General features: G+C 31.3%; 22 protein-coding genes and 1 tRNA gene. 12 read left to right on the top strand and 11 right to left on the bottom strand.

Translation table 11 applies throughout. The annotated features are described in order from the left end of the window. The first annotated feature begins 426 nt into the window (after positions 1–426). The 6 genes from B0A57_RS03190 to B0A57_RS03165 are packed head-to-tail and all read left to right on the top strand — an operon-like array spanning position 427 to position 7,528. Positions 427–1,269 (top strand): type IV toxin-antitoxin system AbiEi family antitoxin domain-containing protein, encoded by an 843-nt coding sequence (locus B0A57_RS03190; protein ID WP_080731703.1) that lies wholly within the window; start codon positions 427–429, stop codon positions 1,267–1,269. After that, positions 1,266–2,048 carry a nucleotidyl transferase AbiEii/AbiGii toxin family protein gene (locus B0A57_RS03185; protein WP_038466898.1) on the top strand — a complete coding sequence of 261 codons (783 nt, stop codon included), beginning with the start codon at positions 1,266–1,268 and terminating at the stop codon, positions 2,046–2,048. Before B0A57_RS03190 ends, B0A57_RS03185 begins: the two co-directional genes overlap by 4 nt. Before the next feature lies 1 nt (position 2,049). Next, positions 2,050–3,738: a restriction endonuclease subunit S gene (locus B0A57_RS03180; RefSeq protein ID WP_052079118.1), complete on the top strand. Its 1,689-nt coding sequence runs from the start codon at positions 2,050–2,052 to the stop codon at positions 3,736–3,738. Further along, positions 3,735–5,243, top strand: coding sequence for an AAA family ATPase (locus B0A57_RS03175; RefSeq protein ID WP_038466895.1), 1,509 nt, complete (start codon positions 3,735–3,737; stop codon positions 5,241–5,243). Before B0A57_RS03180 ends, B0A57_RS03175 begins: the two co-directional genes overlap by 4 nt. Positions 5,244–5,249: 6 nt before the next feature. Next, positions 5,250–6,062, top strand: coding sequence for an HNH endonuclease family protein (locus B0A57_RS03170; protein WP_052079117.1), 813 nt, complete (start codon positions 5,250–5,252; stop codon positions 6,060–6,062). A gap of 11 nt (positions 6,063–6,073) precedes the next feature. Then, positions 6,074–7,528: a class I SAM-dependent DNA methyltransferase gene (locus tag B0A57_RS03165; protein WP_038466892.1), complete on the top strand. Its 1,455-nt coding sequence runs from the start codon at positions 6,074–6,076 to the stop codon at positions 7,526–7,528. 376 nt (positions 7,529–7,904) lie between these two features. On the opposite strand, the gene B0A57_RS03160 is transcribed toward B0A57_RS03165, so the two are convergent. The 8 genes from B0A57_RS03160 to tpx form a co-directional block, all read right to left on the bottom strand. Further along, positions 7,905–9,152 (bottom strand): site-specific integrase, encoded by a 1,248-nt coding sequence (locus B0A57_RS03160; RefSeq protein WP_038466889.1) that lies wholly within the window; start codon positions 9,150–9,152, stop codon positions 7,905–7,907. A gap of 261 nt (positions 9,153–9,413) precedes the next feature. Beyond that, positions 9,414–9,501, bottom strand: a tRNA-Ser gene (locus B0A57_RS03155). A 135-nt stretch (positions 9,502–9,636) separates the two neighbouring features. Then, on the bottom strand, positions 9,637–10,773 hold the full coding sequence (gene ribB, locus B0A57_RS03150) for a 3,4-dihydroxy-2-butanone-4-phosphate synthase (protein WP_011963701.1): 1,137 nt from the start codon (positions 10,771–10,773) through the stop codon (positions 9,637–9,639). Then, entirely contained in the window at positions 10,760–12,214 is a 1,455-nt protein-coding gene (locus B0A57_RS03145; protein ID WP_034098337.1) for an LptF/LptG family permease, read from the bottom strand. Before B0A57_RS03145 ends, ribB begins: the two co-directional genes overlap by 14 nt. Before the next feature lie 5 nt (positions 12,215–12,219). Continuing rightward, a complete protein-coding gene (locus B0A57_RS03140; RefSeq protein ID WP_011963703.1) occupies positions 12,220–12,861 on the bottom strand; it encodes a LolA family protein in 642 nt (213 codons plus the stop codon). A 4-nt stretch (positions 12,862–12,865) separates the two neighbouring features. Then, a complete protein-coding gene (locus B0A57_RS03135; RefSeq protein ID WP_034098341.1) occupies positions 12,866–15,328 on the bottom strand; it encodes a DNA translocase FtsK in 2,463 nt (820 codons plus the stop codon). A gap of 192 nt (positions 15,329–15,520) precedes the next feature. After that, positions 15,521–15,901 (bottom strand): diacylglycerol kinase family protein, encoded by a 381-nt coding sequence (locus B0A57_RS03130; RefSeq protein ID WP_011963705.1) that lies wholly within the window; start codon positions 15,899–15,901, stop codon positions 15,521–15,523. Between the two features lie 2 nt (positions 15,902–15,903). Next, positions 15,904–16,401 carry a thiol peroxidase gene (gene tpx / locus B0A57_RS03125; protein ID WP_034098344.1) on the bottom strand — a complete coding sequence of 166 codons (498 nt, stop codon included), beginning with the start codon at positions 16,399–16,401 and terminating at the stop codon, positions 15,904–15,906. Between the two features lie 392 nt (positions 16,402–16,793). Between tpx and B0A57_RS03120 the strand changes: the two genes are divergently transcribed. The 4 genes from B0A57_RS03120 to B0A57_RS03105 all read left to right on the top strand — a co-directional run bounded on the left by B0A57_RS03120 (position 16,794) and on the right by B0A57_RS03105 (position 18,815). After that, positions 16,794–17,117, top strand: a complete 324-nt coding sequence (locus B0A57_RS03120) for an ArsR/SmtB family transcription factor (RefSeq protein WP_011963707.1) — start codon at positions 16,794–16,796, stop codon at positions 17,115–17,117. 63 nt (positions 17,118–17,180) lie between these two features. Beyond that, the gene (locus tag B0A57_RS03115; protein ID WP_011963708.1) at positions 17,181–17,654 is read left to right on the top strand and encodes a DUF6428 family protein; all 474 of its coding nucleotides are present in this window, start codon (positions 17,181–17,183) and stop codon (positions 17,652–17,654) included. Positions 17,655–17,782: 128 nt separating this feature from the next. Then, on the top strand, positions 17,783–18,397 hold the full coding sequence (locus B0A57_RS03110; RefSeq protein WP_034098346.1) for a class I SAM-dependent methyltransferase: 615 nt from the start codon (positions 17,783–17,785) through the stop codon (positions 18,395–18,397). A 1-nt stretch (position 18,398) separates the two neighbouring features. Then, on the top strand, positions 18,399–18,815 hold the full coding sequence (locus tag B0A57_RS03105; RefSeq protein ID WP_034098348.1) for an arsenate reductase ArsC: 417 nt from the start codon (positions 18,399–18,401) through the stop codon (positions 18,813–18,815). A 248-nt stretch (positions 18,816–19,063) separates the two neighbouring features. Here B0A57_RS03105 and lpxD read toward each other — a convergent pair whose 3' ends face one another. From lpxD to B0A57_RS03090, 3 genes are read right to left on the bottom strand one after another with little or no spacing between them, the layout of a single operon-like run. Then, entirely contained in the window at positions 19,064–20,059 is a 996-nt protein-coding gene (lpxD, locus tag B0A57_RS03100) for a UDP-3-O-(3-hydroxymyristoyl)glucosamine N-acyltransferase (RefSeq protein WP_011963712.1), read from the bottom strand. 24 nt (positions 20,060–20,083) lie between these two features. After that, the gene (locus B0A57_RS03095; protein WP_011963713.1) at positions 20,084–21,133 is read right to left on the bottom strand and encodes an AMP-binding protein; all 1,050 of its coding nucleotides are present in this window, start codon (positions 21,131–21,133) and stop codon (positions 20,084–20,086) included. Next, positions 21,126–22,079, bottom strand: coding sequence for a CPBP family intramembrane glutamic endopeptidase (locus tag B0A57_RS03090; protein WP_034098395.1), 954 nt, complete (start codon positions 22,077–22,079; stop codon positions 21,126–21,128). The genes B0A57_RS03095 and B0A57_RS03090 overlap by 8 nt, the downstream gene beginning before the upstream one ends. Positions 22,080–22,158: 79 nt before the next feature. Between B0A57_RS03090 and arsC the strand changes: the two genes are divergently transcribed. Both arsC and B0A57_RS03080 read left to right on the top strand, forming a co-directional pair. Then, positions 22,159–22,500: an arsenate reductase (glutaredoxin) gene (gene arsC, locus B0A57_RS03085; RefSeq protein WP_034098350.1), complete on the top strand. Its 342-nt coding sequence runs from the start codon at positions 22,159–22,161 to the stop codon at positions 22,498–22,500. A 157-nt stretch (positions 22,501–22,657) separates the two neighbouring features. Then, positions 22,658–25,129, top strand: coding sequence for an outer membrane beta-barrel family protein (locus B0A57_RS03080; RefSeq protein WP_034098352.1), 2,472 nt, complete (start codon positions 22,658–22,660; stop codon positions 25,127–25,129). Positions 25,130–25,649: the final 520 nt, after the last annotated feature.

The following is a 25,649-nucleotide window of genomic DNA, read 5'->3' as shown; positions in this document are numbered from 1 at the left end:
CTGCACTAAAAGTCGAAGGATCAAATTATAATATACCTGTAAATACTCTTAATAAAATTTGTGAGGCAAGAAATATAAAGCTTTCAGAGTTTTTTAAGCTAATAGATAAGTAAGATGCCTAGGCATCTTTTTTTATTTCAACAACTTGTCAATTTGGGAGTATAACTTGTCAATTTGGGAGAAACTGCATTTGATGTTTCTTGCGTATGTGATTGCCGTTTTATCTTTGAGAGATGGAATGGTATGAGATAATAGGGCTTGTTGTGGTTTGGGTTGCTGGGTTATGGCTTAGAGGAAAGTTTTATGAGTGGTTGAGGGATAAGCGTTATAATGGTAGTTGGAAAACTTGACGAAAGGGATTAAAAAAGAAGCCATAAAAATTTGTTAGAACCAAAATAATAATTAAGTTTACATCTGCAAAAAGGTATGAAGTTCATCCCTTTTTGCAAACAAAAACTTAAAATGAGGGGTAATTACGCTTATTTAGAAGACTTTATTAACGAATTACGTTCCAACGGAAGGTATGCGTTTTCATTGCCGGAAGTAAGAAACCAATTTGAACAGTCTGATGAAGCGATTAAGAAGGCACTGCAAAGACTTAAAAAGAAGAAAGAAATTGCTTTAATTAGAAATGAATTCTACGTAGTAATTACACCAGAGTACAGGAGTAAAGGGATTCTTCCTCCTTCCTTATTTATTTCAGAGCTAATGAAATTTTTGGAAAAAGATTATTATGTAGGATTACTAAATGCTGCGGCTTATTATGGAGCGGCACATCAACAACCTCAATCTTTTTCTGTAATCACAATGAAACCAAGTTTAAGAAATATTAATAATGACAACCTGAAAATGAACTTTTACATTAAAAAGGAATGGTCAAAAAGTGATATTGTTCAAAAGAAAGTTGATACGGGATATATAAATGTTTCGTCACCGGAATTAACTGCATTGGATTTGGTGTGTTATTTTGATCAAGCGGGAGGTCTTAATAGGGTTGCAACAGTATTAGAAGAACTCTGTGAAAGCATTGATGCTAATAAATTGCTTGATCTCTCAAAACGTTATTCTCCTATAACTGCGGTACAGCGCCTAGGCTTTTTACTTGAAGAGATTTTAGATATGCGGGATTTAAGCGATCCAATTAAAGACTACTTAAAAACAGTGAATTATTTTCCGGTATTACTAAGACCACAAAAGGAAAAACCTGAGATGATAACAGGTAATGACTGGAAGGTTGTACAAAATTTAGAAATAGAAACAGATTTATGATTCCAAAAGCATATATAACCGCATGGCGTAAAAAAGCACCTTGGCAAGAGGATTTTCAGGTAGAACAAGATTTGGTAATTGAACGAGCGTTAATGGCCATATATAGCGATGAATATTTAAAAGAAAAATTAGCTTTTAGAGGAGGAACTGCTCTACATAAATTGTATCTGTCACCCGCCGCAAGATATTCTGAAGACATCGATTTAGTACAAATAACAGCAGAGCCTTTTGGGCCAATTATGGATAAACTTCGAGAGGTATTATCTTTTTTGGGAGACAAGCCAATACGCAAACAAAAACAGCATAATAACACATTGGTGTATCGTTTTGATTCAGAAGATGGAATACCATTAAGGCTAAAAGTAGAAGTTAATTGCCGGGAACATCATACTATTTTTGGTATACAGGACGTGAAACACGAAATGCAATCTGAATGGTTTACAGGAGAAGTATCAATACCATCATATGAGTTAACCGAGTTATTGGGAACAAAAATGCGAGCCCTTTACCAGAGAAGAAAAGGAAGGGATTTGTTTGATATGTGGTATGCAATAACACAAAGCAATGTTAACCCTCACACAATTATTGAAGCATGGAACTTTTATATGAAAGAAGAAGATAACAGTGTGACGCAAAAAGAGTTTTTAGAAAATATGGAAAAGAAAATTGTAGATCAAGATTTTTTAGGCGATATGGAAGGTTTATTAAAACCTGGCCTTATGTATGACATTCAAAATGCATACGAATTTGTAAAAACAGAATTGTTGGAGAAGATTTAAAATGAAAAACGGAATGACATATCAATTGCCGAAAGGTTGGGAAATTGTTAAACTAGGAGAGGTAGCAATCATAGTAACTGGAAATACTCCTCCAACTAACAATAAATCTTATTTCAATGGGGATGTGCCATTTTTTAAGCCTTCAGATTTAAACTTAGGTTATGTCAATGATTCTAAAGATAAATTATCTGTTTTAGGGAAGGAATTTTCTAGGACGCTTCCTAAAGGTAGTATTCTAGTTACGTGTATTGGTTCAACGATTGGGAAATCAGGAATTATTTTAAAAGAAGGAGCATTTAATCAACAGATAAACGGTGTGTTACCAATCATAAGTAATCCTCTTTTTTTTTACTATCAAATTATAAGTTCAAATTTTCAAAAATTAATTAAGGAAAACTCCTCTGCGACAACTGTTCCTATTTTAAATAAAAGCAAATTTGGAAAATTAACTTTTTTGATGGCACCATTAAACGAGCAAAACCTTATTGTAGAAAAAATTGAAGAACTTTTTAGCGAACTTTATCAGGCTGAAAAAGTATTGCAAAATACAAAACAGCAGTTAGAAATTTATAAGCAAGCTTTATTAAAAAGTGCTTTTGAAGGTAAGCTGACTGAAAATTGGAGAAATAATAATCAAAATTTTGATGCCAATTTAGAATTAGCGGATATTAAAGATAAACGAAAATCTAAATATCAAATAGAAATCCAAGAAGGAATAAAAAAGAATCCTAAAATCAATTATAATTTCGTATTTGAAAAAAATACTGTTCTTCAAACTTGGGCTAATGCTAACCTAGATAACCTAATTGGGATTAATGCAAGAATAGGTTGGAGAGGTTTAACTAAAAAAGAGTATACAAAAGAAGGGGCTTTATTTCTTTCTGTTCATGCTTTAAATTATGGTAAAAATGTAGTTTTTAAGGATGCAAATCATATAACAATTGAAAGGTATGAAGAAAGTCCCGAAATAAAACTTAAAACAAACGATATATTGTTATGCAAAGATGGTGCAGGCATTGGAAAAATTGGCATAATTAAAAATTTACCAAAGAAAGCAACAGTAAACTCATCCATACTTGTTATTGATGCCAAAGAAGTTTTTAATCCAGATTTCCTATACTACTTCTTTCTAGGACCTACTATGCAGGAATTGGTTAATGAAAAAATTTCAGGAAGTGCAATTCCTCATTTATTTCAAAAAGACATAAAAAAATTCAATTTAAAAGTTCCTCCAAGACTCGAACAAAATCGGATAGTTGAAATACTAGAGTCTCGTTTTACATTAATAGAAAACTTGGAGAAATCAATAAGTCATACATTGAGTGGTATATTAATACTTAGACACTCGATCTTAAAAAAGGCATTTGACGGTAAACTAGTAAACCAAGATTTTAATGATGAATCGGCTAGTGAATTGCTAAATAAAATTAAAGTAGAGAAAAGTGCTTACTTAAAAGCACAACAAGCATTAGAAAAGCTTAAACCCAAAAAGAAGAGACAAATGGAAACAAAAAGGACAGTACTTGAAATTTTAAAAGAATCTAAAGATCCTATCTCAGTTCAAGAACTTTGGGAAAATTCAGTACACGAAGGTGATATTGAAGGTTTTTACAGCGAAATAAAAGAAATCTATAGCGAGCTTACTGAAGTTAAAGAAGAAATGGAATCTCTTTTATCCCTAAGAAAATGAAAATAGATAGTGTTCATATAAAAGGGAGATTTAAGAATCTTGAAAATTTCCAATTCGACTTTGGTAAAAGTTCAATGGAAACAGTCCTACTGGGGTTAAATGCAACCGGAAAGTCAAATTTCATGGAGGCTATTGTTATAATCTTTAGAGATTTAGATTTAGAGCGATCTCCATTAGTACCAAAACACGGTGAGAGTTTTGAATATTATATCAAATATAATTGTAGAGGTAGGGATATTGAAGTAGAGTTTTTATCTAAAAATGGATATAAATTTATTATAGATGGCGAAAATCTACGTTCAAAATCACTATTCTTTAAGGATAAGAATGAATACCTACCAAGTCATGTATTTGTTTATTATTCAGGCTTAAGTGAACGATTAAAATCATTATACGCCGACCATAAACTTTTGCAGTTTAAGAAAATGATGACTCCTGACTTGAAATATGAGGATTTTAATGAAATGCCTCGAATATTTCTGGTGGAACCTATTCATGCAAGTTTAGCATTAATTGCCTTTTATTTATTTCCAGAAAGAGAAGTGGAAACTATTGAATTCCTAAAAAAAGAATTGAATATAATTGATTTTGGTTCGGCTCTTTTTATGTTAAAACAACCCAATTGGTCTAAATCAAAAAAAGAAAAAGATCGTTTTTGGAACGCTGATGGACTTGTACGTCGGTTTATAGAGGATTTGTGGAATTTCTCAACAGCTCCTATGTTTTACAAAGAGACAGTGAAAGGCTCTCTAAATAAACGAGAAACACTTAATAGACTTTTTTTATATATCAAAGATAAAAGCACGTTTAGTTCCTTGGTTGAAATGAAAATGTATAAAAGTAAGATTCCGTTATTTAATGCCTTATGCAGTTTACATTTTTCAGAATTTGTAGAAGATCAAGATGTTCGAATTAAAGTTGTAAAGGAAAATATAAAAGGAGAACTAGCTATGGGGGAATTAAGTGAAGGTGAGAAGCAATTAATTACCGTTCTAGGTCTTCTTAAATTTACAAAAGATGACGAAGCTCTTATTTTATTAGATGAACCAGATACTCACTTAAACCCAATGTGGAAATGGAAATACCTTGATTTCTTGAGTGATGTAGTTCATAAATCAGATAAGACTCAAATTGTTTTTTGCACTCATGATCCTCTTGTCATAGGCGGTTTAGAAAAAGAACAAGTTAGAGTTTTTAGAAAGAATGAAAATAACGAAACCAAAGTACACGAGCCTGATGAAAGCCCAAAAGGGTTAGGTGTTGCAGGTATCTTAACAAGTCCATTATTTGGCATGCCAACAACTCTTGATAGACCAACAAATAAACTCTTGGAAGAACGTAATTTATTGATGTATAAGGAAAGTCAAAATACATTAACAAATGAAGATAAAAATAGACTTAAAGAACTTTTTGAAATCTTAAGTAATGAAGGTTTTAATTATACTTTTAAGGACCCAGAATTTTCGAAATATATTGCTGAAAAGTTAAAAGCCCAAATTAAATAATAGGCTATGATGTATATAAACTTTGACAAACTAAATGTCCCCCAGAAAAAATGGTTAGATAAAGCAACAGAATTGCTTGAACTATTGAAAAAATCGACTACAGTTGAAGAAAGAAATAGCATAATTGATAAAAATCACCGTTTTTGGAAAGTATTTAAAAATAGTTTTAAAGAACTATCACATAACAAGTGTTGGTATTCTGAAACCAATAATCCATATTCTCATTTACACATAGACCATTTTAGACCAAAAAAAAGAGTAGAAGATATATTTGACAAAGCAAATCCATCTAGGGATGGCTATTGGTGGCTTACTTTTGATTATAGAAATTACAGGCTTTGTGGAAGTGTTGGTAATACAAAAAAAAATGATCACTTTGCCGTGAAATACAATAAAGTAAATAGTCCCGCTCCAATTTCGGATGAAGTTTATTATTTTTTAGACCCTACAGTAAAAGAGGATGTTAAGCTTCTAAATTTTGATAATAACGGGGATATAAAACCTGCTGCTCCTGAAAATTTAGAAAAATGGAATTATGACAGAGCTAAATATACCATTGAATATTTAGATTTAAATTATCCAGATTTAAAAGAAATTAGAAGGCTTAAATGGCAGGAAACTAGTTCATTGATCAAAAAAGTTAATAGCTTGAATTTAGTATTTAATAAGGAACCAACAAACCAAAACAAGTATAATAAAGATTGTGAAATTGAAAAATTGAGAAAGATGATTTCTCCTGAGCAAGAATTAACTTCAACAGTAAGATCCTGTCTAAGATCTTCAGGTCAAGATTGGGCATATAAATTATTAGAAGAATAAAACATAATATTATGGCAACAAATATATTAGTAGCAAAAATATGGTCTTTTTGCGATACCTTAAGAGATGATGGTCTTGGATATGGCGATTATTTAGAACAGCTTACCTATTTGCTATTCCTAAAAATGGCAGATGAAAATAAAGACCAATACCAAATACCAAAAGGCTGTGATTGGCAAGAATTAAAATCGGCTAATCAAATAGTTGAAACGTATGAGCTGATCTTAAAAACACTCTCTGATTCAGGAGGAATGCTTCATAAAATTTTTGCTGGAGCACTAAATAAAATACACGACTCAGTTAAACTAAAAAAACTGATAAATCTTATTGATGAAGAAAATTGGACTTCTAAAGAATTTGATGTAAAAGGTGAAATTTACGAATCTCTATTACAGAAAAATGCCGAAAATAGTGGAGCTGGACAGTATTTTACGCCAAGAGCTGTAATTACTGCTATGGTCAATTGCATTCAACCAAAACCCAAAGAAACCATTGCTGATCCATCATGTGGAACAGGAGGCTTTTTCTTAGGAGCTCTAAATCATTTAAAACAAAATAAGTTAACAAAATCTGAAAGTGAATTTTTAAAATTTAAAACTTTTCATGGTTGGGAAATTGAGAAATCGACTGCACGTTTGTGTCTCATGAACCTTTTTTTACATGGTGTCGGTGATTTAAAAGAAACACCTGACATAGAGGTTACTGATAGTCTAAAGCGTAAATCTGGCAAAGTTGAGAATTCTGAAAAGGTAGATGTCGTTCTTGCAAACCCACCATTTGGAGTAAGTAGCAGTGATATTCCAACAATTGATAAAAAACAAGCAGAAAAAGATGGTTATTTTTTAAGGGAAGACTTCTGGGTAACTACCAGTAATAAACAATTGGCATTTCTTCAGCATATTGTAACAATGTTGAACGAAAATGGTCGTGCTGCTGTTGTGCTTCCTGATAATGTTTTATTTGAAGGTGGAGCTGGGGAAACAATTCGTAAAAAATTATTAGCGGACACTAATTTGCACACTATTTTAAGATTACCAACGGGTATATTTTATGCGCAAGGAGTAAAATCAAATGTTTTATTCTTTGATAATGAAATCAACACTGTTATTCCTAAGACAAAGGAAATATGGTATTATGATTATCGCACAAATATTAGACATACACCTAAGAAAAACCCATTAAAACATGAAGATCTAAAAGAGTTTATTGAATGTTTTAATGCTAAAAATAGGGCTAAGAGAAAAGAAACATGGAATGTAGAAAATGAGAATGGTCGCTGGAGAAAATTCACTAATAAAGAGATTGCTGCAAGAGACAAAACCAACTTAGATATATTTTGGCTAAAAGATGATACGATGATTGATTTAGATAATCTGCCTGAACCAGATGATTTGATTAATGATATTATTGAAAATATAGAAAGTGCTTTGGTCAATTTCAAAACAATAAGAGATTCCATATCTTAATTATAGTGAAAATGTTTAATTATCAAAAACCTTTTTTGAAGTAAAATAGGGATGAGGTTCTAGTGAATATGGTGGGTAGATAAACTTTCTGAAAACAGAATTGAAATACTAAAAAACATTCACAAAAACAATAAAATTTCCAAACGAGAACTTGAAACAATTATTAGCTTAAATGGCTTTGCCATTGACAAAAACATAGATTTTTTGAAAGATTCAGGACTTCTATAGCGAAAAGGAAATGCCAAAAGTAGGCATTGGATTATCAAGTATAAATTGCCATTGGCAGATAAATTATATCTTTATTATTTAGTTGCATAAAACTCTTGCTTAATCTGTATAGTTTTCAGGACGAAGCATTTGGATATTTGAAAGCACTTTAATCCGTTCCATTCGAGACATTATGACACTTAAAATTACTCAACTTTGATTTTAATAATACCATATCTTCACTCACTTTTTTATCTAATATCTTAGCATAGTGTTGTGTGGTTCTTATGTTTTTATGTCCCAACATTTTACTGACGCTTTCTATTGGGACACCATTTGTAAGGGTTACAGTCGTCGCAAAAGTGTGTCGGGCGATGTGGAAGGTTAATTCTTTTTTGATGCCGCAAACACCCGCAATTTCTTTTAGATAGGCATTCATTTTTTGATTACTCAAAATTGGAAGTAGTTTGTTTTGATTGTTGCATTCCGGATGGTCCTCGTATTTATCAATAATCATTTGTGTTATTGGAAGGATTGGAATTTTTGAAACCGATTCGGTTTTCTGACGGTGGGTGAATATCCATTTCTCTCCGTCAATACCAAGACTTATATGCGACTTTGTTAGGTTTTTGACATCAATGTATGCTAAACCTGTAAAGCAGCTAAAAAGGAAGATATCCCGAACTAGTGATAATCGTTCTGTTTTGAAATCTTTATTGATAATATTTTGGATTTCGTCTTCGGATAAATAGACTCTTTCTACTTCTTTGACTTTTGATTTATAGTTTGCAAATGGATTTCTTTCTATCCAATGATTGGCTATGCAAATCTTGATTATTTTGTTGAAATTCTTGATGTATTTTACGGCTGTGTTATTGGCGCAATTTCTCACGCTACGCAAAAAGAATTCATAGTCTGTTACAAAAGCGTGGTCTATCTTAGTGATTTCAATATCTGAAGCTTTATATTTCCATTCCAAGAATTCAATAGTGTGTTTCAATGAAGTTTTATAACGTTCTAATGTTCCTGGTGCATATTCTTTGCCAACCAGTTCTTTGATTTTGTTATTGTGGTCTTGGAAGATTGGGATTAGCATTCTTTTTGTTTCATTTACTCCCAATAATTCATTCTTCAAGTTTTCAGAATTAATAATAATATCTTTTTTGAATAATCTTTTCTCCGATTCCAAAATTTGATTTTTTAAATAATCAAGGTGACTATTTATTGTTCTAGCTTCCTCATTTGTTCCCTTGACTTTAGAACCTTCTCCCGACCATTTCTCTGGATTAATGAATTTGTTGCTGCTAAATTCAAATCGTTTCGCTTGGACTGTTACTCTTACGTAAATTGGGCAGACGCCCTCATTGTTGGTTTTTGATCTCTTGATGTAAAAGAGAACTGATACAGTAGTGTTCATAGGTGGTAACCTTTTAGTTATTATTAAATTTAAACTTTCTAATAATTACAAACAAGATGTACATATTTTGAATATGTTGTTGAACACCTTAGTTGTACTGGTGGTCCTCTGTGAGAGGTGTCACTTAAATTTTTGTAATTTAGTGACACCTCGAAAGACACCAAAACTTTGAGATTAAATGAATAATTTGATACTCCTAAAAACGAAAAAACCCACTAAATCGTTGAATTTAGTGGGTTTTGTAACCATTTGTATTTCTACTGGCGGAGAAAGAGGGATTCGAACCCCCGGACCTGTTACAGTCAACAGTTTTCAAGACTGCCGCATTCGACCGCTCTGCCATTTCTCCAGTACATCGCTTTCATTACCTGATTGCGAGTGCAAATATAAGAACCTTTTTTGTTTATGCAAAACTTTTTTGAATAAAAATTAAAATTATTTTTTAACTAACTCATTTTCTTTAAATTAGATTTTAAAATAATTATTAATAATTTACATATTCAACAATATCAAGTCCATATCCTATCATACCAACTCGCTTTCCAACTTCTGTATTAGAAACTAATCTGATTTTAGAAATATCTATATCATGTAAAATTTGTGCTCCAATTCCAAAATCTTTACTATCTATAACTATTTTTGGTGCTTTCATTTCTCCTATAGATTGTAAAGACCTAAGCTCATGGATTCTATTTAATAAACTTACAGATTGCATATCTTGATTAATAAATATTACAGCGCCTCTACCCTCTTCATTAATAACTTTAAACATATCATCTAACTGCTTGTCTGCATTATTTGTTAATGTCCCTAATAAATCATTATTTACTTGCGATGAATTAATTCGCGTTAAAACAGCATCTCCCAAATTCCAAGTTCCTTTTGTTAAGGCAATATGTATTTGTTTATTTGTTGTTTGCTCATAAGCACGAAGTCTGAATGATCCAAAACGAGTTTCTATGTCAAAATCTTCTTTTTTAACAATCAAACTATCATGTTGCATCCTGTAAGCTACTAAATCTTCAATTGAAACCAATTTTAAATCGAACTTTTTAGCAACTTCATATAACTCGGACAAACGAGCCATTGTACCGTCTTCATTCATAATTTCGACAATTACTCCTGCCGATTTAAATCCTGCTAGTCTTGCAAAATCGATAGCTGCCTCCGTATGACCGGTTCTTCGCAAAACACCTCCTTGCTTGGCTACTAATGGGAATATATGTCCCGGACGTGCCAATTCATGAGGTTTTGTTCTGGAATCTACTAGCGATAATATTGTTTTTGCCCTGTCAGATGCAGATATTCCTGTTGTTACACCATTGCCTTTCAAATCGATAGAAACAGTAAAAGCTGTCTCCATGTGATCTGTATTATTAGACACCATGGGTCTTAATTCTAATTCCTTACAGCGACTTTCTGTGAGTGGTGCGCAAATTAGTCCGCGACCATGTGTAGCCATAAAATTAATCATCTCTGGCGTTACTTTTTCGGCTGCTGCCAGAAAATCTCCTTCGTTTTCTCGGTCTTCATCATCTACAACAATAATAATTTTTCCCTGACGAATGTCTTCTATTGCTTCTTCAATTGTATTTAATATAATTTTATTATTTGCAGTCATTATTTTGTTGTTTGTTGCGTTGTGTGAGTTTGATAAATATTTTTTTAATTGGCTCTGTAATTACATCAAAGCTTATACCTCCAGTATCGTTTATTGCTTTTCGTGTTAAGAATATGGCTAATGGCACTAATAAAAAGAATGAAATCCAGGCACCAAGAAACGGTGCCATTCCTGATTCTTGGGCTACTTTTTTTCCAAAAGTATTTAAAAAGTGAAAAGTTATAAATATTAGCATTGCAAATACTATTGGCAACCCCAATCCTCCTTTTCTAATAATAGCACCCAATGGTGCTCCTATAAAAAACATTAATATGCAAGCGAAGGCTATTACAAATTTTTCATAAATAGATATCCAAAAGCTATTAATATCTTTTTTCTTATAATCTAATGAAAAATTATTTATCTCGAAATTTTGTTTTGCACTCATGGCATCACTAGATGCGATTTCTAATATTTTTACTTTTTCAGATCTAGATAAAAAGCTAAGCAATCCTATTGTTTTTGGTTTTTTAGGTCTTAATGAATCTGGTTGAAGGTTTGAATTAAAACCTATACGCTGGTAAACATTATCTGCAACAGATACTAATTCTTTATTATAACTTGTACTCAAAGAATCTACGGTATATTTAAGTTCTACCAAATTAAGCATATAGCATGCATTTGTAATATTCTCTTCGGCCCCATCTACTTTATTCAATTTAGACAAGTCGATATTGATGGTATATCTTTTAAAATTTACTTTTGCAAAAGGCATTTTTTGACGATCTTCATAGCTTTTTGGCGTAATATCCTCATAATAATAACCATCTATCAATACCAGTTGGAGCAAACTAGATTCTTCGCTACTTATTAACTGCCCACTTTTAGATTTTATAACTGTTTTCGCTCCTTCACCAAGATCAGATTTTTTATGTATTGTAACTCCTTCTAAAAACTCACCATTGGTTCCTGATTTCTTATTTACCTTAATATTTATATTGCCTATTGTACTAAACTGACCCTCTGCAATTGCCATAGCTGGCTTTACTTGTGCTATATTTTTACGAAAATTATTAAACTTAAATTCTGCATAAGGAATCACATTGTTTGCAAAAAAAAACGCACCTACACTTAATAGAAATATAAAAAATGTTAATCCTTTCATTGTTCTTTGAAAAGAAATTCCTGCAGATTTCATTGCTGCAAATTCATAATTTTCGGCCATATCACCAAAAGTCATTATTGCAGATAAAAGTACCGATAATGGCAATACTAAGGGTATTAAACCTGGCATTTTGAAAAGGAGAAATTTTAGAATTAAAATTAAATCTAAATCTTTTCCTGCTAGTTCCGAAATAAACAACCAAACAGTTTGAAGAATGAATATAAAAATTAAAATTATAAATACTCCAAAAAATGAAGTTAAATAGGTTTTTAGAAGATATTTATCAAGGATTTTCATTCAATTTAGTCCAATTTATTAATGTAATACTTAGGATATTTACTTTGCACAAAAGTAAACTGATTTTTTGGCAATGTTTGGTTGGTTTTGAAAGAATTAACAGTCAAAGTTATTTCTGTTCCATTTTTAGCTACAGATATTGTTTTATATATCTGGCTTGTTGCAACATCGACCCCAACTAAAATTTGCTTGCGTTCGTCTTTAGAACTTATAGGGGTTAGTTTTACATACTGAATTTTTTTTCCTTTTACATTTTGCACAATATCCCAAGCATATTTAAAACCTTTACTAAAAAAAGTTAGCATTTTTGCTGGTGTATCATGATCTTCTGCGCTTCCGCCAATATTTGAAACCGCTATTTCTTCGTCTTCTGGAACTATTGAGTATAATTTTTTTCCATCGCAAAGTTTTGTAACACCCATAAAATTTAATACATATTGATTTCCGCTTAAAGTAACATTTCCTTTACTTTCTTGATTAACATTCTCCTTAAAATTTTGCAAAGAATATTTAAAATCTATTTGAATATTTTTGTAACTTTTTACTTTTTCCGATACTTTATCAAGCAATGCTTTTGCTTTTACTGCGTCTTGAGCTTGTACAGAAAAACTAAAAACTATTAGTAATAAACTTATTATTTTCTTCATAAAATTAATTATTATTTTTTTCATTATTAAAAAATTGCTCTAAAGCCACCAAATCTGGGATATTTACACCACGTGCTTTACTGCCTTCAAATGGGCCAACTATTCCCGCAGCTTCCAACTGATCTATTAATCTTCCTGCACGGTTGTACCCTAATTTTAGCTTTCGCTGAATTAAGGAAGCAGACCCCTGTTGGGCGGTTACAATTACTTCGGCAGCATCTCTAAATAACGAATCTCTTTCGGATATGTCTATATCAAGTTGTATGCCACCATCTTCCCCTACAAATTCTGGGAGCAAATAAGCTGTGGCATAGGCTTTTTGAGAACCAATAAATTCTGTGATTTTTTCTACTTCTGGCGTATCTACAAACGCACATTGCACACGAACCAAATCGTTTCCATTGCTAAAAAGCATATCTCCACGACCTATTAATTGGTCTGCTCCTCCAGAATCTAAAATGGTTCTAGAATCTATTTTTGAGGTAACTCTAAATGCAATTCTGGCAGGAAAATTGGCTTTAATCATACCTGTAATTACGTTTACCGATGGTCTTTGTGTAGCAATTATTAAGTGAATTCCAATAGCACGAGCTAGTTGTGCCAAACGAGCAATGGGTAATTCTACTTCTTTTCCTGCTGTCATAATCAGATCGGCAAACTCATCAACTACCAATACTATATAGGGTAAAAAACGATGTCCTGCTTCTGGATTTAGTTTTCGTTGCTTAAATTTTTCGTTATATTCTTTAATATTACGCACCATGGCATCTTTTAGCAAAGAATAACGGTTGTCCATTTCTACGCAAAGTGAATTTAACGTTGCTACTACTTTTGCATTATCAGTAATAATAGCTTCGTCAGTATCTGGTAGTTTAGCTAAATAATGACGCTCTATTTTATTAAAAAGTGTTAGTTCTACTTTCTTCGGATCTACCAAAACAAACTTAACTTCTGCTGGATGTTTTTTGTACAAAAGTGAGGTTAAAACAGCATTTAACCCTACCGATTTTCCTTGTCCTGTTGCTCCAGCCATTAATAAATGTGGCATTTTTGCTAAATCGACAACAAAAGTTTCGTTAGAAATTGTTTTTCCTAACGCAATTGGCAGTTCCATTTCTGCATCTTGAAACTTAGCTGAGCCAATGACAGATTTCATAGAAACCATACTCGGATTCTTGTTTGGAACCTCTATCCCAATAGTGCCTTTTCCTGGAATTGGCGCAATGATACGAATTCCTAATGCCGAAAGCGACAAGGCAATATCATCTTCTAAACTCTTTATTTTAGAAATTCTAATTCCAGCTTCTGGTACAATTTCGTATAGCGTAACCGATGGTCCAACGGTTGCTTTAATTTGTGCAATTTCTATTTTGTAATTGCGTAAAGTTTCTACAATTTTATTTTTATTTTCTTCTAACTCTCCTTGATTGATGGTAATACCGCCTGATGAATAATCTTTTAGCAAATCGATTCCTGGGAATTTAAAATTAGATAAATCTAATGTGGGATCAAATTCTCCAAAATCTGCCACTAATCTTGAGGCCAAATTTTCTTCTACAATATCTTCTTCTTCAACTTTTTGTATTACAAACTCATTTTCGTTTGCTTTGTTATTATTATCTGTTAAAATTTCTTCTTTTATTGTTGGTTCTAAAATTAATTCGGAAGAATTAGAAATTGTTGGTTTCAAACTTTCTTTATTAATTTCGAATTGGGAAACTGACCGCAAAGTAATTTCTCCTAATTCTTCTTCTTCAGATTGAAATTCGTTTTTCTTTGTAGGTAATTCTATTTCTTCATCGGTAGCAAATTCTTCTAAATTATAAGTTGAATTTGTGCTTTTTATTGGTTTTAATTCTTCTTTAATATCATTTTTAGTTTTTTCAAAGAAACCTTTAACTTTGTCTGGCGAAATTTTTATTTTGAAAATTAAATAAATAACTATTCCGAAAACAAGTGCCAGTAATGTTCCTGATTTCCCTATGTAATCTTGCGAAAACAAATTCATTTCGTAACCAATAACCCCGCCTAATTCTGGCAAAAAATTGCCAAAAAAGCCAAATAATATAGATAAAATAATGATAACAAAGATATCCCAAAACCATGTTCGTTTTAGTTTTCCTACTGCTAAGTCTAAAACTAAATAAGACCCTGTTATAAATAACAATCTAATAAATAAAAATGATGCTACTCCGAAACCTTTATATATAAAGAAATCTGACATAAAAGCGCCAAATTTTCCTAACCAATTTTGAATATCAGGGTTTCTAGAAGTAAAACTACCCAATTCGCTTTGGTCGTATTTTCCATTTACAAAATAAGATATAAATGATAGGCCAAGAGCAATGGCAAATAACACTAATAACACACCAATGGTGATTTTTTGTTGGCGAGAAGTGCTAAAACGACTTAGCAAATTAGTTTCTTCAGGTTCTGTAGGATTTATTTCTTTTTTCGCTTTTGCCATGAGTAGGTTTTACAGTATTTTAGTTTTCATTCCTATCCGTTACTATATCATTTGTTTTTTTAACCACACATTACACAAATTAATACGATTTTTTTAAGACTCACAAATAGAGAATTTGTGTTAATTTGCGTAATACGTGGTGTTTTTTTTTGTTTAAAACACTTGAAATAAAACGGACCGTTATATTCGCGCTTATAAAAATATAGGTAAATAAATCATTAAGCCAATTGCAATTGCAGTCATGGCTGCAAAAAAAACTGATCCAGCAGCAATATCTTTTATAAAACCAATACGTTCGTGATAATCTGGATGCACAAAATCTGCAATTTTTTCGACTGCAGTATTTAGCCCTTCAATACCCAAAACTAGCCCGAAAGCTAGAATTTGAAACATCCAATCTGTTCTAGAAATTTGAAAATAAAAACCAGCAAAAATGAGTATTATAGCAATAGATGATTGCACCATAACACTATGCTCAGTAGTTATTAGCTTTATTACGCCTTTTACTGCAAATCCTATACTTTTGAAACGACCTGTAACAAAAGTGTTATCTTTCTCAAATTTCTCACTCATAGTTATAATACAGCTAAAGCATTTTCGTAATTTGGCTCATCTGCAATTTCTGGAACTTGCTCGCTATATTTTACAATACCATTTTCGTCAAGAACCATTACAACTCTAGAATGCAAACCTGCAAGTACCGAATCTGTAATTTCAAGACCATAATTTTTTCCGAAGCTTCCGTCTTTAAAATCTGATAGGTTTTCAACATTTTCTAATCCTTCAGCGCCACAAAAACGTTTCTGAGCAAAAGGCAAATCACGAGAAATACATAATACCTTTGTGTTTTCTAACCCGCTAGCTTTTGCGTTAAATGTTCTTACTGATGCCGCACAAGTCCCAGTATCTACACTTGGAAAAATATTTAATACTACTCTACTTCCTTTATAATCAGCTAATGAAACTACTGATAAATCACTTTTTACTAATTTAAAATCAGGCGCGTTTGTACCAATTTCTGGTAAATTTCCTGATGTGTTTATAGCGTTTCCGCCCAATGTTACTGATGCCATTTTTGATATTTTTAATGAGTTTCAAAAGTAGTAAAAATAATTATGAATTGTGAATTATGAATTGCGAATTTCACAAACCTTATAAACACTGTTTTTTTTTCTTAATTATAACCCGTTGGGCGCAATTAATGAAACTTAAATTTTTAAAGAAAATAAAAAAACAAAACCACATAAAGACATAGGAATAAGAGTTTGATAGACCATTTTTTGATTCAAAAGCGATATTTTACTATAATAAAGTGAAACATTTTTAATTAAATTCATAAAAACTATGCTTCTATGGGGTTAAAACATAAAAAAAAATGAATTACACCCAATGGAATTAATTGCATAATATTTTGCAATTAACATTACAATATCGTAATATTGCAATATATTAATATAATAAAATTATGGGCGCATCTAAATCAGAATCTTTTTCAGAAGATCAAAACGAATTAGCAACACTTTTTAAAGCCCTTTCGCATCCTGCAAGAGTAGCAATAATAGAATATTTACTCTCTGTAAATACTTGTATTTGTGGCGATATTGTAAATGTGCTACCACTCGCCCAGCCTACTGTTTCGCAACATTTAAAGGAACTTAAAAACGCAAAAATTATTCAAGGAAGTATCGAAGGAACAGCTATTTGCTATTGCATTAATACCGAAACCTTAAAGAAATTTGAAAATTATTTTTTTAATATTACTAAAAAATTAAAAGCTAAATGTTGCTAATTTTTAATTAAAAAATTAACAAGCCTAAAGAGCTCAGTCGTCTAATAATTTAATCAACCAAAAATGAAACTATCAGAATTTAAAAATCAGCTAGAAAACGCAACACAATTAGAATTTGTGCTGCAAAACGGTCAAAAAGTACCTTCCCATTTTCACATTACCGAAATTGGAATGATTACAAAAAAATTTACAGATTGCGGGAATACCTTCAGAATATCTAAAAAAGCGACGCTACAATTATGGTCATCGATAGATTTTAAGCATCGCTTAGAACCTAAAAAAGTACTATCAATAATTAATGCGACTTCTGGAATGTTTGAAGGTGAAGATTTAGAAATTGAAATCGAATTTCAACAAGAAACAGTTGGTAAATTTGGATTAGAATATATTAACAATCAATTCCTTTTAACCAACACAAAAACCGATTGTTTAGCAAAAGACAATTGCGGAATTCCTACAGAAAAAACAAAACTAAAACCAAGCGAATTACAAGAAAACACTAATCAGTGTTGTGCGCCAAACTCAAATTGTTGTTAAGTATGAAATCATTTATTATAAAATATAACAAACTTATTATAATAACTGCATCGATCACAGTTTTACAATTAATTTGGGGTTTTGACCCAAAATTTAGTGTCATTAATTTAATTTGGTTGTTTTTATAAATGGAAAATAAAAAAGCACATTGGGAAAATGTTTTTACAACAAAAACAGAAACAGAAGTAAGCTGGTTTCAAGAAAAACCAGAAACTTCTCTAAATTTTGTTAAGGAATTTAATCTACAAAGAAACGCAAAAATCATCGATATTGGCGCAGGCGATAGTCATTTTATTGATGCTTTATTAGATTTAGGTTTTACAAATTTGTACTTATTAGATATTTCCGCCAAAGCTATAGAACGAATTCAGGAACGATTGGGCGAAAAGTCTAAAAACGTTACTTTTATAGTTTCAGATATTTTAGATTTTCATTCAGAAATTCTTTTCGATTTTTGGCATGACAGGGCTTCTTTTCATTTTTTAACAGCAGAAGATCAGATTCGAAAATATGCCCAAATTGTATCTCAATCGATTGCAAAAAAAGGGAAATTAGTTATTGGTACTTTTTCAGAAAATGGACCAAAAAAATGTAGCGGTTTAGATATTATGCAATATTCTGAAAATAAAATGAATGCTATATTTGAAGAGCATTTCGAGAAAATAAATTGTTTTACAGAAGACCACAAGACACCGTTTAGTACCATACAAAATTTTATTTTTTGTAGTTTTAATAAAAAATAATATGATAAATATTTTAGTCCTTTGTACAGGAAATAGTTGCCGAAGCCAAATTGCACATGGTTATTTAGACCATTTTACCGATGATAAAAAAGTTAAAATATATTCTGCAGGCGTAGAAACTCATGGTTTAAACCCAAAAGCTATCGAAATAATGCAAGAAGAAGATATTAATATTTCGCATCATACCTCTAATAATATAGATGAATATTTTGATATTTCTTTCGATTATGTAATTACCGTTTGTGATAATGCTAAAGAACGTTGTCCGTTTTTTCCTACCAAAGCTGTAAAATTACATTACAATTTTCCTGATCCTGCAAAAGCTACTGGAACCGAAATTGAAATTAAAAATGAATTTAGAAAAACTAGAGAAATGATTAAGCAATATTGTAATCATTTTGTACAAAATATAATTTAATACGAATACGAAAATTATAAAAATCTGTTGTTTTAACACCAATTAAAAACGAATTTTTACAGAAATAAACAAAATTATCTTCTAAATTGTTTTAAATCTGCAAAAATTTGTTTTTATCTGTTGTCTGTTCGTATGAGTTGCTAATGATCAAAATTAAATGACTTAATTTTATTTATTACTACTTTTTGAGTTGGGATTATTCACCTGATTTTTATTTTTATTGGAGCTACTCTGCAAAGGGGCTTCTATTATTTTGAATCTTTTACTAATTTTTTTAAAAATGCCCATTGTTTTAAAGTATCTCTCGCATCTGCTGCTGGATAACCTAAAACTACTTTTCCTGCAGCAACATCGCTAGCCACTCCAGAACCAGCACCAACCATTGCACCATCGCCCAATGTTAAGTGGTCTTTTACAGAAACGCTGCCTCCTATAATTACGCCATTTCCTAAAGTTACAGAACCTGCAAGTCCTGAATTTCCTGCCATAATACAATATTTTCCTAAGGTGCAATTATGAGCTATTTGTACTAAATTATCTATTTTGCAACCATCACCTAAAATGGTCGAGCTAAACTTCCCTCTATCTACACAAGAATTGGCACCAATTTCTACATTATTTCCTATAATAACATTGCCTATCTGTGGGATTTTAACTAGTCCTTTTTCTGGGTCTGGACGGAAACCAAAACCATCTGCCCCTATAGTTGCGTTAGGGTGAAGAATACAATCGCTGCCTATATGACATCTTTCTCTAATAACTACTCCTGACCAAATAATCGTATTATCGCCAATAGTGCATTCGTCTAGAATAGTTACATTAGGATATATAATCACATTTTTACCAATTTTTACATCTAGACCAATGTAACTTCCTGCACCAATTTTTGTGTCTTCGCCAATAATTGCTGTGGTATCTATAATTGCTGTTGCATGAATATTTGTTCTAAATACTGATGCTGGTGGCGCAAAAAGTGCTAAAACTTGCGACATGGCTAAATCTGCGTTTTTTACTTTTATAAAAACCCTATTTTCTCCAGGTGCTATCGAAATATCTTCGTTTACAATCGCTGCGCATGCTTTTGAGGTTTGCCAAAATTTTTCATATTTCTTGTGTCCAATAAATGAAATTTGCGTTTCTTTTGCTAATTCTAGTTGTTCTGGAGCTGTAATCTTATATGTGGTATTTCCTAAAATTTCGCCTTTTAGGATTTCGTTTATTTCTTGAATCGAATAGATTTTCATATACTGTAGTTGTTTTTTATTAATTCATAAAAATGAAGCCACGACTTCATTTCTTTTAATTTTTCCAGTTTCGGTTTCGGCAAAAGAAGGAATAAATTTTATTTGTTTTGGTTTTTCAAATTTATCTAAATCATTAAAGATTGAAGGCTCTATTTCGTATGGATTCCCTTCGATGAAAAGTAGCAATTGTTCGCCAAATTCTTCGCTAGCAATACCTGCAACAAAAAATCTATTGGTAATTTTCCCCAAAAGTTTTGCTTCTATTTGTTCAGGAAATAATTTTATACCGCCACTATTTATAACATTATCTTCTCGTCCTAACCAAATAAATTGATGCTCAGAAACTAATTCGACAATATCATTTGTAACTATGTTTTTTTTACTTAAATTGGGGGCAGAAATAACCAAACAATTCCTATTATCTTGCCAAATAGAAATATTAGGCAAAACCAAAAAGGCCTTCTCTCCTACTCTTTTGGCTGCAATGTGCGTAACGGTTTCGGTCATGCTATAAGTTTCGAAGGCGTTACATTTAGATTGAATTAGTTTTTTTTCTAAATCGATATTTATTTTTGCACCACCAATAATTAATGTTTTAATTTGATGTAGTTGCATTAATGAGTTTTCGACTTGTAGCGGAACCATGGCGACAAAATCGTAATTATTTTTATTTCCAACCATTGGTGCCGAACTTGGGGCAACAAAATCTAAATCTAGCCCTAAAATAAGAGCACGCACAAACATCATTTTGCCAGCAATATATTTTACAGGTAAACAGTTTAAGGCTTTATCGCCTGATTTTAATTCGAAAAAATCGCCTGTCGCTAATGCCGAATTGATCATGGCTTGCTTCTCGATTCTAATTATTTTTGGTATTCCGGTTGTTCCAGAAGTCATAATTTCTAGATAAGTTTTCTCATCAAACCAATCTAGAATAAAAGAACCCAATGGTTTTTCGTGTGCTAAACCTTCTTTTATATAGCTAAAGGCGGCAATACAAAGTTCTTCTTTGGTAAAATGAAAACCGTTAAGCTTAAACTTATTATGAATGTTTTTGTGGGTTGGCTTAATCATTTTTTATATTTATTTGTTCTGGAATTACTGCTAATTTTCCAGTTAATTTTTCTTTCCAGTTTGTCCAGTTGTATTTTTTTGCAAAGACAAATAATAATATTGGAAAAACAATAAATACTGGAAAAACGATTTCTAAACCTACCTCTGGCTTCGATACCTCTTTTAGAATCGAATAAGTTTGAAAAGCTGTCCAATCTGAGGTTACTAATAAAGCTGTAAATAAATTATTGGCCGCATGAAAACCCAAAGACAGTTCGAGTCCGTCATCCATAAGTACCAAAATTCCTAAAAATAATCCCGTGCTGATATAATAAACCATCGTGATGTAACCCATTTTTGCTACTTCTGGATTACCAAGATGCAATAATCCAAAAATTAGCGAAGTCATTAGGAGCGGAAACCATCGGTTTTTAGCTAACAATCCGAATCCTTGCATAAGATAACCTCTAAAAATAAGCTCTTCGACACTGGTCTGAATAGGAATCATGACAATGGCAATGACTGCTAAAATTGCAAATTGAAGAGGTTTAAAATTTAAAACAAAATCTTCGGGAGCAGTATAATAACTTATTATAGTAGTAATTATTTGAAAAATTCCCCATATACTAAATGCAAAAAATATTCTTTTCCAATCTATTTTTTTTCTACAGGTAATAATATCTAATAAGCTTTGTTTGTGTAAAAATTTTAGTACTAAATAAATAGCATAAAGTGCTACAAGAAAAGAAAATAGCAACAAGAACAATGTAAAATTTTTATCTAAAACAGTCATCAAATCAGTTTCGTTAATATGATAAAAACCTTTTCCTTCCGATATTAATTTTGCCATTACAAACCCCATTAGCGGTAACTGACCAAGTGTTGATGCTATAATTATAAGTATTGATCCTACAATGTATTTCCAAAAATAGTTTTCTGATTTAAAAGCACGTAATAAAAATGTCATTATTTTAATTATTTTATATACATTTGAGTAATTTTGTTTTCTCAAACAAAATTTAATATTTCAAATATAACAAAAAAAAATGATTACTATATACCATAATTCCCGTTGTTCTAAATCTAGAGAAGGGGTTTGCTTTTTAGAAAACACAAAAGAAGATTTTCAAATAATTAATTATCTTGAAAATATTCCTACAAAAGACCAACTAAAAGAGTTGCTACGAAAGCTAAATATGACACCTATAGAATTGGTTCGAAAAAAAGAAACTATCTGGTTATCAGATTATAAAAATAAAAACTTATCTAACGACCAAATCATTCAAGCCATGATAGACAATCCGAAACTCATCGAAAGACCTATTGTTGTAAATGGTGATAAAGCCGTAATTGCAAGACCTACTGAGAGGATTAAGGAAATACTTTAATTTAGTTTAAAGTTTAAAGTCATAATATCGAGTGTATTAAATTGTAAATTAAGATTAAACTTTTCACTTATAAGACTTTACGCATGTTCCTTTTAACAATACTTTGGCAAAAAACCAATCATTTACCTATTATTTTTGTAATCGATAAATACAAATTATGATTTCTACAAAAAAGGCATTTGCATCTATACTATTATTAAGTATTTCGACACTCTTTGCACAATTAAAAACCGAAAGTAAAAAAATTACTATTACGGGTAAAATTATCGAAAAAGCAACTTCTTTACCCTTAGAATATGCTACAATTACCTTAAAAAAACCAAATACGACACAAGCCCTTTTTGGTGGAATTACAGACAATAAAGGAAATTTTTCTATCGAAATAAATCCTAGTATTTATGACCTAAAATTCGAATTTATTTCTTTTAAAACTATCGAAATAAAAGAAAAATTATTAAAATTTAATACTAATTTAGGACAAATTTCTCTTGAAGATGATGCCCAAAAATTAGATGCTGTCGAAATTCGTGGCGAAAAAACTACTATCGATATCAAACTCGACAAAAAAGTATATAATGTTGGAAAAGATATCTTAGTACGAGGCGGAACAGTTAGTGATGTGCTTGACAATGTGCCATCAGTAGCCATAAGTGCCGAAGGAGCTGTAAGCCTAAGGGGTAATGAAAACGTAAGAATATTAATAGACGGAAAACCATCGAGCGCAATTAATGTAAATGACGCTTTGCGACTTATTCCCGCCGATGCCATAGACAAGGTAGAAGTTGTTACCAATCCATCTGCTCGTTATGATGCCGAAGGTGGTGGCGGAATTATAAATATTATCTTAAAAAAAGGAAAAAACCAAGGAGTTAACGGAACACTTATTGTCTCTGCAGGAGAACCAGAAAACTCAAGCGCTTCAGCAAATATTAACCTAAAAAGTGAGTTGTTTAATTTCTTTACTACCATAGGATATAACAAACGTAAAAACCCAGGAACCACAAAAATAGACCAAGAGAATTTAAACCCCAGCGGAAGCCTAAAATCCTATCTAGAAGAAAGACGCGATAGCAAAAAGTTTGGGCAAGGAGCCAACATAAATTTTGGTATCGAACTCTATTTGAGCAAAAATACTTCATGGACAAACACATTAAGCTACCGAAATAATGATGGCGGAAACAAAGAAAATGTATTATATTATAATTATAACCAAAACAAATCATTTACCAATACAGGACAAAGATTTAATGACCTAATTGCTGATAACCAAAATGTAGAATATACCACAAACTTAATTACAAAATTTAAAAAAGACGGGCATAAATTAAGTATTGATGGTGCTTTTTCGAAAGAGAAAGAAAACGAGTTTTCAGACATTGAAGGTACAATACTAGAAACTAACACTTTCGTTTCTTCAGAAAAAACTAAAAAAACAAATACCCAAACCAGAAATCTACTACAAGCAGATTACGTCCTACCTATTGGAAAAAACACCCAAATAGAAGCTGGTTTTAGAGGCAATTATGTTAATTTACTTGCTGATTATCTAGTACAAGAAAGAACAACACCAAATAGTCCGTTTACAAATATTATAGCATTTACAAATACATTAGCCTACAAAGAAAACGTAAATGCTTTGTACACACAATTTGGTTCGAAAATTGGTAAATTTTCTTATTTATTTGGTATGCGCTACGAAGATTCACATATCGAAGTAAACCAATTGACCTCAAATATTTATAAACCAAAAAAATACAATAATTTCTTTCCAAGTGCTTTCCTAACCTACCAATTATCTGAAAACAGTAGCATATCCTTAAATTATAGCAAACGCATTACCAGACCAAGAGATCGTTTTATAAACCCATTTGCATCTTACACCAGTAATATTAACCTATTTCAAGGAAACCCAGATATTAATCCGGCATTGAGCGACGCATACGATATAGGTTATTTACACAAATGGGATAAAGTAACCTTAAGCACATCGGCATATTTTAACCATACAACAAACTCATTTCAAATAGTACGAAAAGAACGTGGTGACCAAATAAACGGAGTTCCAGTAATCATAAACACTCCTTTCAATTTAGCTATCGAAGATAAAACTGGTTTTGAATTTACACTAAACTATAACTTCAAAAAATGGTTTAAACTAAACGGAAATTTCAACTTTTTTAATAATAAAACTACAGGAAATTACACCTACACAAATAGCCAAAACACGCTAAAAGTACAAAATTTCGATTTTAACACAAACACATGGTTTACCAGAATAACATCAAAAATAAGTTTACCGTACAAAATAGATTGGCAAACAAATGCCACCTATACTGCACCACAAAAATATAGACAAGGAACGATGAATGGCGTTGCGGCAGTAAATATGGGATTTAGCAAAGACATACTAAAAGATATGGGAACCATCTCCATCAATGTAAACGATATTTTTAATTCTAGAAAAAGAATACAAGATTTACAATTGCCAACAGTAAATTCCTATAGCGAAATGCAAAACAGAAAAAGACAAATCACAATATCATTTACATACCGTTTCAATAAAAAGAAAACTGACAAAGACCCAAAACAAAAACAAAACGAAAATGGTGAAAGCGAAAATATGGGATAAAATACTAAGTTAGTGGTAATACGAAAAAAAGGACAAGAAATTTTAACTTTAATCTATTATCACAATAACATTAAAGTAACAAATTATGCAAACTGCAATAATCAAAATTGAAATGACAAATTGATCAAATTAGAAGTGTATAAAAAAATTATCAAGTTACTCGGAAAGTTAATAAAACTGAAAATAAAAACGACTAACGAAATTATAAAATATTTTTTTGTGATTAATAAGCACTACTACTAACAGCCCTTACAAGACATTTAGTCGTTACTACAAGGAGGCAGGCTTTCCGTTACAAATGAAGTTCACTAAGCACCTATAATAAGTAAAGTGTTTTTTTTGAGGCTTTTGCAACCTCAAAAAGGTTTTCTACTTCACCCGAGCCTGAAAGAGCGAACTGGAAAAAAAACCTAACATAAAACACTGTAAATAAAAGAATTAAGCCAATAAAACAAGAAAAAGCTTTATAAATATTAGCCTTCTGAACTTTAGCCTTTATAATTTTTAGAAAATAAAAAAA

The sequence above is a fragment of the Flavobacterium psychrophilum DSM 3660 = ATCC 49418 genome (assembly GCF_002217405.1).
Classification (GTDB): domain Bacteria; phylum Bacteroidota; class Bacteroidia; order Flavobacteriales; family Flavobacteriaceae; genus Flavobacterium; species Flavobacterium psychrophilum.
Note: the sequence above shows the minus strand (reverse complement) of the source record. Positions and strands in the feature narration are given on the sequence as shown.

Bases quoted from the DNA above. Each gene is read 5' to 3' on its own strand.
- B0A57_RS03095 (WP_011963713.1), bottom strand. From the start codon at position 21,133: ATGATTAAGCCAACCCACAAAAACATTCATAATAAGTTTAAGCTTAAC.
- B0A57_RS03165 (WP_038466892.1), top strand. From the start codon at position 6,074: ATGGCAACAAATATATTAGTAGCAAAAATATGGTCTTTTTGCGATACC.
- ribB (WP_011963701.1), bottom strand. From the start codon at position 10,773: ATGACTGCAAATAATAAAATTATATTAAATACAATTGAAGAAGCAATA.
- B0A57_RS03140 (WP_011963703.1), bottom strand. From the start codon at position 12,861: ATGAAGAAAATAATAAGTTTATTACTAATAGTTTTTAGTTTTTCTGTA.
- arsC (WP_034098350.1), top strand. From the start codon at position 22,159: ATGATTACTATATACCATAATTCCCGTTGTTCTAAATCTAGAGAAGGG.
- tpx (WP_034098344.1), bottom strand. From the start codon at position 16,401: ATGGCATCAGTAACATTGGGCGGAAACGCTATAAACACATCAGGAAAT.
- B0A57_RS03080 (WP_034098352.1), top strand. From the start codon at position 22,658: ATGATTTCTACAAAAAAGGCATTTGCATCTATACTATTATTAAGTATT.
- B0A57_RS03175 (WP_038466895.1), top strand. From the start codon at position 3,735: ATGAAAATAGATAGTGTTCATATAAAAGGGAGATTTAAGAATCTTGAA.
- B0A57_RS03120 (WP_011963707.1), top strand. From the start codon at position 16,794: ATGGGCGCATCTAAATCAGAATCTTTTTCAGAAGATCAAAACGAATTA.
- B0A57_RS03180 (WP_052079118.1), top strand. From the start codon at position 2,050: ATGAAAAACGGAATGACATATCAATTGCCGAAAGGTTGGGAAATTGTT.
- B0A57_RS03135 (WP_034098341.1), bottom strand. From the start codon at position 15,328: ATGGCAAAAGCGAAAAAAGAAATAAATCCTACAGAACCTGAAGAAACT.
- B0A57_RS03160 (WP_038466889.1), bottom strand. From the start codon at position 9,152: ATGAACACTACTGTATCAGTTCTCTTTTACATCAAGAGATCAAAAACC.
- B0A57_RS03145 (WP_034098337.1), bottom strand. From the start codon at position 12,214: ATGAAAATCCTTGATAAATATCTTCTAAAAACCTATTTAACTTCATTT.
- B0A57_RS03185 (WP_038466898.1), top strand. From the start codon at position 1,266: ATGATTCCAAAAGCATATATAACCGCATGGCGTAAAAAAGCACCTTGG.
- B0A57_RS03105 (WP_034098348.1), top strand. From the start codon at position 18,399: ATGATAAATATTTTAGTCCTTTGTACAGGAAATAGTTGCCGAAGCCAA.
- B0A57_RS03110 (WP_034098346.1), top strand. From the start codon at position 17,783: ATGGAAAATAAAAAAGCACATTGGGAAAATGTTTTTACAACAAAAACA.
- B0A57_RS03090 (WP_034098395.1), bottom strand. From the start codon at position 22,079: ATGACATTTTTATTACGTGCTTTTAAATCAGAAAACTATTTTTGGAAA.
- B0A57_RS03170 (WP_052079117.1), top strand. From the start codon at position 5,250: ATGATGTATATAAACTTTGACAAACTAAATGTCCCCCAGAAAAAATGG.
- B0A57_RS03190 (WP_080731703.1), top strand. From the start codon at position 427: ATGAAGTTCATCCCTTTTTGCAAACAAAAACTTAAAATGAGGGGTAAT.
- lpxD (WP_011963712.1), bottom strand. From the start codon at position 20,059: ATGAAAATCTATTCGATTCAAGAAATAAACGAAATCCTAAAAGGCGAA.
- B0A57_RS03130 (WP_011963705.1), bottom strand. From the start codon at position 15,901: ATGAGTGAGAAATTTGAGAAAGATAACACTTTTGTTACAGGTCGTTTC.
- B0A57_RS03115 (WP_011963708.1), top strand. From the start codon at position 17,181: ATGAAACTATCAGAATTTAAAAATCAGCTAGAAAACGCAACACAATTA.